We start from the raw sequence: 6,807 nt of genomic DNA on the forward strand, positions 1-6,807 counted from the left end.
GCTCGCGGCCGAAGCCTTACCGTCCGCACACGCGGTCCGGGGGGCTTCGGTGGCGTGGAAGTCCGATTACGAAAGCGAGCGCACCTGGGAGCCGAACGAGCGGCTCGAACTGAGCGTCGTCGAGCACATGCGCCATGCGGCGACGTACCGGATCACCCGCAAGGGTCTTAGCTACATCGGCTTTCTCGCTTCCCAGACCGGCATGCGACCGTTGTCGGCGCTGGAGCGGCTGCTCAACCCGGGGATCCAGGAACACGTCACCTGGCACGTGGCGTCGTGCAGCGGCGACCTACCGAAGCAAAAGCTGCACAAGACCGTCGCCGACGCACTGAAGGCCTATCAGGTCAGCCACGGCGTCCCGAAGGTCCGAGCAGGCAAGAAAGCGCGCGCCCTCGTGACGGTGAAGTTCGGTTCCCATCCCCGAATTGAGCCCTGAGCGGCGCAGGCGCCCCCCCGCCTCTGGCGGCCGCCGCGGCGTGCGGCTAAGCAGCGGCGAGTTCCGAGGATCCGCATGACTCGCCCCGTCACCATCTACGGCATCAAGGCCTGCGACACGATGAAGAAGGCCCGCACCTGGCTGGAGAGCCGGGGCGTGGACGCCGCCTTCCACGACTACAAGGTCGTCGGCATCGACCGGCCGCGGCTGGAAAGCTGGGTGAAGTCCGTGGGTTGGGAGGTTCTGCTGAACCGCTCCGGCACCACCTTCCGCAAGCTGCCCGACGCCGACCGCGCCGATCTGACGGAAGCCAAGGCGATCGCGCTGATGCTGGCCCAGCCGTCGATGATCAAGCGCCCTGTGCTGGACGTGGACGGGACCCTGCTGGTCGGCTTCAAGCCCGACGTGTACGAGAAGACCCTGGGCTGAGGCGGGGCAGGGACATGGCGGCGCTCGACGGATCTGAATCGGCGCGGCCCTTCCTGCCGGCCAAAGACTTCGAGTTGAGCCGCGCCTTCTACGAGGCGCTAGGCTTCGCGAAACTCCTCGACAGCGACGTGGCGATCTTCAGCGTCGGGCGCAGCGAGTTCATCCTGCAGAACTACTACGTCGAGGCCTGGGCCTCGAACTTCATGATGCAGCTGCTGGTCGACGACCTGGACGGCTGGTGGGCGCACATCGAGGCGCTGGACCTCCCGACCGCCTTCGGGGTGGCCGCGCCGCGTGCCCCAGCGATGCAGCCCTGGGGCCTGCGCGTCGCCTACGTCTTCGATCCCTCCGGCGTGCTCTGGCATGTCGCCCAGCGCCGGACGGACGCGGCCGCCGACTAAGCGCCGGCGGCGTCGAGGATCAGCCGGGCGATCTCGTCCGGATGAGAGATCAGCGACAGGTGGCCTGCGTCGAGCTCGATGGTCGTGGCGCCCATGCGCTTCGCCATGAAGCGCTCCAGCCCCGGGTCGATGGTCCGGTCCTGCTTCGACACCGCGTAGAAGCTGGGTTTCGACCGCCAGGCCGCCACGCTCGTCCGCCCGGCCAGCAGCGCCTTGTGGAACGGCTGCTGCACCGCGTAGAGCACCTTCGCCCGCACGTCCGGGACGCCGTTGGCGAAATCGCGCAGGAAGGCGGTCTCGCTCAGCCGGCCTTCGTCGCCGTCGTAGACGATCCCGGCCGTGGCCGGCGGCGGCGGATATTTCGCGGCCAGCGCCGAGTAGTCCTCGTTCGCGTCCGGCGCGCGGGCCGCCACATAAACCAGGGCCGAGACGTTCGGCTGCACGCCGGCCTGGGTGACGATCATGCCGGCGAAGGAATGGCCGACCAGCACGGTCGGGCCCTCCTGCCGGGCCAGCACCCGCTCCGCCGAGGCGACGGCCTCGGGCAGGGTGGTGAGCGGGTTCTGCACCGAGGTGACGTTCAGTCCCTTGGCCTGCAGGCGGACGATCACGTCAGACCAGCAGGAGCCGTCGGCGAACAGGCCGTGCACGCAGACAACGTTGCGCGCCTTCGCCGGGACGGCCCGGGCCAGCCCCGCCGGCGCGACCACCGTCGCCACGCCCGTGGCCAGGACGGCGCGCCGGTCGATCATGTCGCCGCTCACGCCGGCGGCGCCGCGCCGTGCTGCTCGGCGGCCATGTAGGCGGCGTACCAGGACGGCCAGTCCTCGTCGCGGTGACCCAACCGCTTCTCGTGCTCGCCGTGGGCGGTCTCCGCCCGCTTCATCGCGGCGGCGAGGTCCGACGCGTCGGCGAAGCTGGTCGCCTCCGCCTCGATGCGGCCGGGGAGCCTGGAGGTGACCTCCTGCAGCAGCCAGACGTTGCCGTCCGGATCCTTGAAGCTCACGAACGACAGATAGCTGCGCCGTTGCGGATCCGGCCCGCTGGCCCGCGCCGCCGGGTCGAACGGGTTGTAGCCACCGGCGACGTCGTGAAAGACCTCGCTGACCTTGATCCCCCTGGCGACGAGCTCCGCCCGCGCCGCCTCGACGTCCTCGACCACGAGGTGATTGAACTGGGCCGAGCCCGGGGCGGCCGGGCTGGCGCGCGTGCCGAAGATGATCGAGCCGGGCGAGCCCGGCGGCGTGAACTGGAGCAGCCGGCGGCCCTCCGCGCGGAAGTCCGCGTCCTTGCGCCACCCGAGCCCTTCGTAGAACTGCGCCGCGCGATCCACGTCGGAGACGGGGATGACGAGGACCTCGAGCTTCATCTCGACCTTGTGCGCGCCAGCCATGCTTCACTCCTTCGCGACCCGGCGGACAACATCCCGGCCGGGCGAGAAGACGCAGCGCGGCCGTCAGGCCCGCGCCGTCATCCACGCCGCCGCCGCGTCCAGCAGCTCGGCCAGCACGTCGGCGTCCTTGCGGCCGCTCTTGGCCGGCACGTGGAAGCTGTGGTCGGCGCCCTCGGCCAGCACCAGGCTGGCGCGCTCGCCCAGCCCCTCGACCACCGGGCGCAGCAGGTCCAGCCCGGCCAGGGCGTCGTTGGTCCCCTGCAGGAACAGCATGGGCACGGTCACGTCCGCCAGATGGCCGGCCCGGTCGATGCCGGGCTTGCCGGCCGGATGCAGCGGGAAGGCGAAGAACACCAGGCCGCGAACGCCGGGGAGGGGGCTTTGCGCCTGCGCCTGGGAGGTCATCCGCCCGCCGAACGAGCGACCGCCGCCGAACAGCGGCAGGCCCGGCGCCAGCCGGCCCGCTTCGGCCGCCGCGGCGCGCACGGCGGCGTGCGCCACGGCCGGCGGGTCCGGGCGCTTGGAGCCCTTCTCCATGTAGGGGAACTGGTAGCGCAGCACGGCCACGCCGCGCTCGACCAGGCCGTCGGCCGTCGCGGCCATGGCCTTGTGGGTCATGCCCGCCCCCGCGCCGTGCGCCAGCACCAGGCTGGCACGGGCACCGGCCGGCGCCTGCCACAGGCCCGACACGGGCTCGGCGCCCTCGATCGGAATCGTCACCGTCTGCGTCGTCATGCCGGCAACATAGCGCCTGCTACGAGGCCGCCCACTCCGCCTTTTCGACCCGCCAGTTGGTCGGCTGCGTGGCCTCCTCGGCGCAGCCCAGGCGGACCTGCTGGGCCGGCGGCACCGTGATGGCCTGGGCGGCGCTCTGCTCGGAGCGGATGGTCGCGACGACGGCGCGGACCTTGTCGCGATTGAGCAGCATCACCGCACGCGCGCCCTTGCCGGGCAGGTTGCAGCCGCGGTCCGGCGCGTCGATGTCGTAGACCATCAGCGACGCCTTGGCGTCCGAGCCGGACGGGGGGGCGGGGGCCTTGCAGACCGCTTCGGTCGTGCACGGGCCGTAGTCGCGGACCTTGCCGTCGTCGCAGGTCACTTCCTTGAACTGCGGCTCGCCGGCGACCACCCAGCAAGCGGTGCACCACACCTCGCCGGCGCGACGGTTGTCAGCGCAGTTGCGCCCCTTGGCCGCCTCGCCCTGCGTATAGCCGCGGTGGGCGCCTTGCGTGACCGGGGCCGGCGGCGCGCAGCCGGACAGCAGGGCGATGGCCGACAGGACGGCGAGGGCTTTCATGGACGATCGACCCGGCTGCTTGCGGCGCTTCCAAGCGCGGCGATCCAACCGCGAGCGCGCGGGCATGGTTGCGCCGCGGCCGCCCGCGCGCCGGTCCGCACCGCTGTCCCCCCGAGAATCTGCCTAGGCGAAACGGAACAGTCCGGCTTGACCGTGGTTGTGGTGGCGCTTGTCCCGAGAGTGAGGCGGCAAGGCGCGTCGGTAGCGTCGCTCTGGTCATTCACTGTCGGAGGTGGGGGATGTTTCCCAGCCAAACGGGCGCGCTGCGCCCGGCACTGCTCTGCGGCCTCTCGGCGGCCGCGCTGCTCGTGGCGCTGCCCGGCGCCGCCCAGGCCCAGGACCGCACTTTCGAGGTCTACGGCTTCGCGGACGCCGACTACATTCAGGACTTCCGGCGGGTGGACCCGGACTGGGAAGCCACGCTGCGACCCTCGAAGATCCCGACCATCCCGGGCCAGTTCGGCGGCGACGGCGAGTCGATCATCAGCGTCCGCCAGACCCGCTTCGGGGTGAAGGGCGGCCAGGACGACGTCGACGGCCTGCCGTTCGAGTTCAAGTTCGAATTCGACTTCTTCGGAGTAGGCTCGGACGCCGGCCAGACCACCATCCGCCTGCGCCACGCCTACGGCGTGTGGGGTCATTTCCTGGCCGGGCAGACCAACAGCCTGTTCATGGACGGGGACATCTTCCCGAACGTGATCGACTACTGGGGGCCGGCCGGCATGGTCTTCCTGCGCAACCCGCAGGCGCGCTGGACCTTCGTGGACAACGACACCTACCGGTTCGCCATCGCGGCCGAAAAACCCGGCAACGACATCGATCCCGGCCGCATCCGCGAGATCGACCCCAACATCGGCGCGAACATCCAAGCCCACGACAACGTGCCCGACCTGACCGCCCAGTTCCGTTACACCGGCGGCGAGTGGGGCTACGTGCAACTGGCCGGAATCCTGCGCAATCTCGGCTTCGAGACGCTGGGCACGGTCGACAACCGGCCGAAGGGCAACGAACTCGGCTACGGGCTGAACCTGACGTCGAACATCATGGTCGGCCACAAGGACAAGATCCTGGCCGGCGTGGTCGCCGGCAAGGGCATCGCCAGCTACATGAACGACGGCGGCACCGACCTGGCGCCTGAGGGCGTGCCCGGCGATCTGAGCGCCGAGGCGGTCAATCTGGTCGGCATCTCGCTCTACTACGACCACTACTGGAACGACCGCTGGTCGACCTCCTTCGGCTGGAGCCAGACCAAGGTCGACAACACCGACTTCCAGGCGCCGGAAGCCTTCCAGACCGGCCAGTACGCCTCGATCAACCTGCTGTTCACGCCCGCGCCCGAGCTGCTGTTCGGCGGCGAGTTCCTCTGGGGCCAGCGCGAGGACAACGACGACCGGTCGGCCGAGGACTACCGGATCCAGCTCACCGCCAAATACAACTTCTCCAGCGGGAACATCCTCTGATGGACACCACCCGTCGCCGCCTCGCCCTCGGCCTGGGCGGGATCGCCATCGCGGGCGCCGCCGCCTCGGCCGCCCCCGCCAACGCCATGTTCTTTAAGAAGGAGGAGGCCGGCGTCGCCGCCGGCGCCGCCGACAAGGCGGTGAAGGCCGCCTTCAACAAGTACCGAGGCCTGCAGGAAGGCAAGAACGCCGACTACATCCCGGCGCTCGCCAAGGTGCCTTCCAGCCTGTTCGGCATCGCCCTGCTGACGCCGGGCGGCCAGCAGGCCACGGCCGGCGACATCGACAGCCCGTTCTCGATCCAGTCGATCTCCAAGGTCTTCACCATGATCCTGGTGATGCAGGAGTCCGGCCCGCAGAAGATCGAGGAGACGGTCGGCGTCGACGCCACCGGCCGGGTGTTCAACTCGATCGAGGCGATCGAGCAGTACAAGGGCAAGGAGATGAACCCCCTGGTCAATCCGGGGGCCATCGCCACGGTCGGCAACGTCAAGGGCGCCAGCGCCGACGAGGTCTGGAAGAAGATCCTGGCCATCCACAGCGCCTTCGCCGGGCGCCAGCTGGAGGTGAACCAGGAGGTCTACAAGTCGGAGTCCGACACCAACCAGCGCAACCGCGCGATCAGCGCCCTGATGAGCGCCTACGAGCGCTTCCCCGGCGATCCGGCCCAGGCGGTGGACCTCTACACCCGCCAGTGCTCGATCAACGTCACCGCCAAGGATCTCGGCGTGATGGCCGCCACCATGGCGAACGGCGGCAAGAACCCGGTCAGCAAGCAGCAGATCGTCGATCCGAAGCTGATCGCCCATGCGCTGGCGGTGATGGCGACGGCCGGCCTGTACGACGACAGCGGCAAGTGGCTGTTCCACACCGGCCTGCCGGCCAAGAGCGGCGTCGGCGGTGGCCTGATGGCGGTGTCGCCGGGCAAGTTCGGTATCGGCACCTTCTCGCCGCCGCTGGACGAGGCCGGCAACAGCGTGCGCGGGCAACGGGCCATCACCGACGTCTCCAACGCGCTTGGCGGCAATCCGTACATGGTGCGCCCGGTCTGAGGGCCGGGCGTCCGTTTCACCGACGGGGGTAGTGATGTCGCTTCGGTTCGCCGCCGCACGGGCGGGATGGCTGGCGCTCGCCCTGGGCGCCGGCGCGTTCGCCGGCCCCGCGTTCGCCCAGGACGTGACCCTGTCCGCCGACGAGGTCGCGGCCCTGCGCGCCGAGCTCAGCGCCCTGAAAGCCGAGGCGGCCGATCGCGCCCGGCGCATCGACCTGCTGGAGCACAAGCTCGACACGGTGCTTGGCCCGGCGTCGTCGTCGGCGGCGGCCGCGCCGCCCCAGCCGCCTGTCGAGACCGCGCACGCTGCGCCGCCCGCCGGCCGCGAGCCGGTCGCGGC

General features: G+C 70.4%; 10 protein-coding genes. 6 read left to right on the forward strand and 4 right to left on the reverse strand.

Features of this window, described 5'->3' with window-relative positions; genetic code table 11:
- Positions 1 to 49 precede the first annotated feature (49 nt).
- The 3 genes from H8B08_RS09760 (at position 50) to H8B08_RS09770 (ending at position 1,266) form a co-directional block, all read left to right on the forward strand.
- Positions 50 to 436, forward strand: a complete 387-nt coding sequence (locus H8B08_RS09760; RefSeq protein ID WP_187449998.1) for a hypothetical protein — start codon at positions 50 to 52, stop codon at positions 434 to 436.
- Positions 437 to 511: 75 nt separating this feature from the next.
- The gene (locus H8B08_RS09765; RefSeq protein WP_187449999.1) at positions 512 to 865 is read left to right on the forward strand and encodes an ArsC family reductase; all 354 of its coding nucleotides are present in this window, start codon (positions 512 to 514) and stop codon (positions 863 to 865) included.
- Positions 866 to 879: 14 nt separating this feature from the next.
- The gene (locus H8B08_RS09770; protein ID WP_187450000.1) at positions 880 to 1,266 is read left to right on the forward strand and encodes a VOC family protein; all 387 of its coding nucleotides are present in this window, start codon (positions 880 to 882) and stop codon (positions 1,264 to 1,266) included.
- Here H8B08_RS09770 and H8B08_RS09775 read toward each other — a convergent pair.
- From H8B08_RS09775 to H8B08_RS09790, 4 genes are all read right to left on the reverse strand, one after another.
- Positions 1,263 to 2,018 carry an alpha/beta fold hydrolase gene (locus tag H8B08_RS09775; protein WP_187450001.1) on the reverse strand — a complete coding sequence of 252 codons (756 nt, stop codon included), beginning with the start codon at positions 2,016 to 2,018 and terminating at the stop codon, positions 1,263 to 1,265. The genes H8B08_RS09770 and H8B08_RS09775 overlap by 4 nt on opposite strands.
- 8 nt (positions 2,019 to 2,026) lie before the next feature.
- On the reverse strand, positions 2,027 to 2,659 hold the full coding sequence (locus tag H8B08_RS09780; RefSeq protein WP_187450002.1) for a VOC family protein: 633 nt from the start codon (positions 2,657 to 2,659) through the stop codon (positions 2,027 to 2,029).
- A gap of 63 nt (positions 2,660 to 2,722) precedes the next feature.
- Entirely contained in the window at positions 2,723 to 3,394 is a 672-nt protein-coding gene (locus H8B08_RS09785) for an alpha/beta family hydrolase (RefSeq protein WP_187450003.1), read from the reverse strand.
- 19 nt (positions 3,395 to 3,413) lie between these two features.
- Positions 3,414 to 3,956, reverse strand: a complete 543-nt coding sequence (locus H8B08_RS09790) for a hypothetical protein (RefSeq protein WP_187450004.1) — start codon at positions 3,954 to 3,956, stop codon at positions 3,414 to 3,416.
- A gap of 239 nt (positions 3,957 to 4,195) precedes the next feature.
- Between H8B08_RS09790 and H8B08_RS09795 the strand changes: the two genes are divergently transcribed.
- The 3 genes from H8B08_RS09795 to H8B08_RS09805 form a co-directional block, all read left to right on the forward strand.
- Positions 4,196 to 5,416, forward strand: coding sequence for a DcaP family trimeric outer membrane transporter (locus H8B08_RS09795; protein ID WP_222934392.1), 1,221 nt, complete (start codon positions 4,196 to 4,198; stop codon positions 5,414 to 5,416).
- Positions 5,416 to 6,468: a glutaminase A gene (gene glsA, locus H8B08_RS09800; RefSeq protein WP_187450005.1), complete on the forward strand. Its 1,053-nt coding sequence runs from the start codon at positions 5,416 to 5,418 to the stop codon at positions 6,466 to 6,468. Before H8B08_RS09795 ends, glsA begins: the two co-directional genes overlap by 1 nt.
- A gap of 34 nt (positions 6,469 to 6,502) precedes the next feature.
- A partial coding sequence (locus tag H8B08_RS09805; protein ID WP_370545452.1) for a hypothetical protein occupies positions 6,503 to 6,807 on the forward strand: 305 nt, incomplete at its 3' end.

It is taken from the genome of Caulobacter sp. 17J80-11 (genome assembly GCF_014349105.1).
Classification (GTDB): Bacteria; Pseudomonadota; Alphaproteobacteria; order Caulobacterales; family Caulobacteraceae; genus 17J80-11.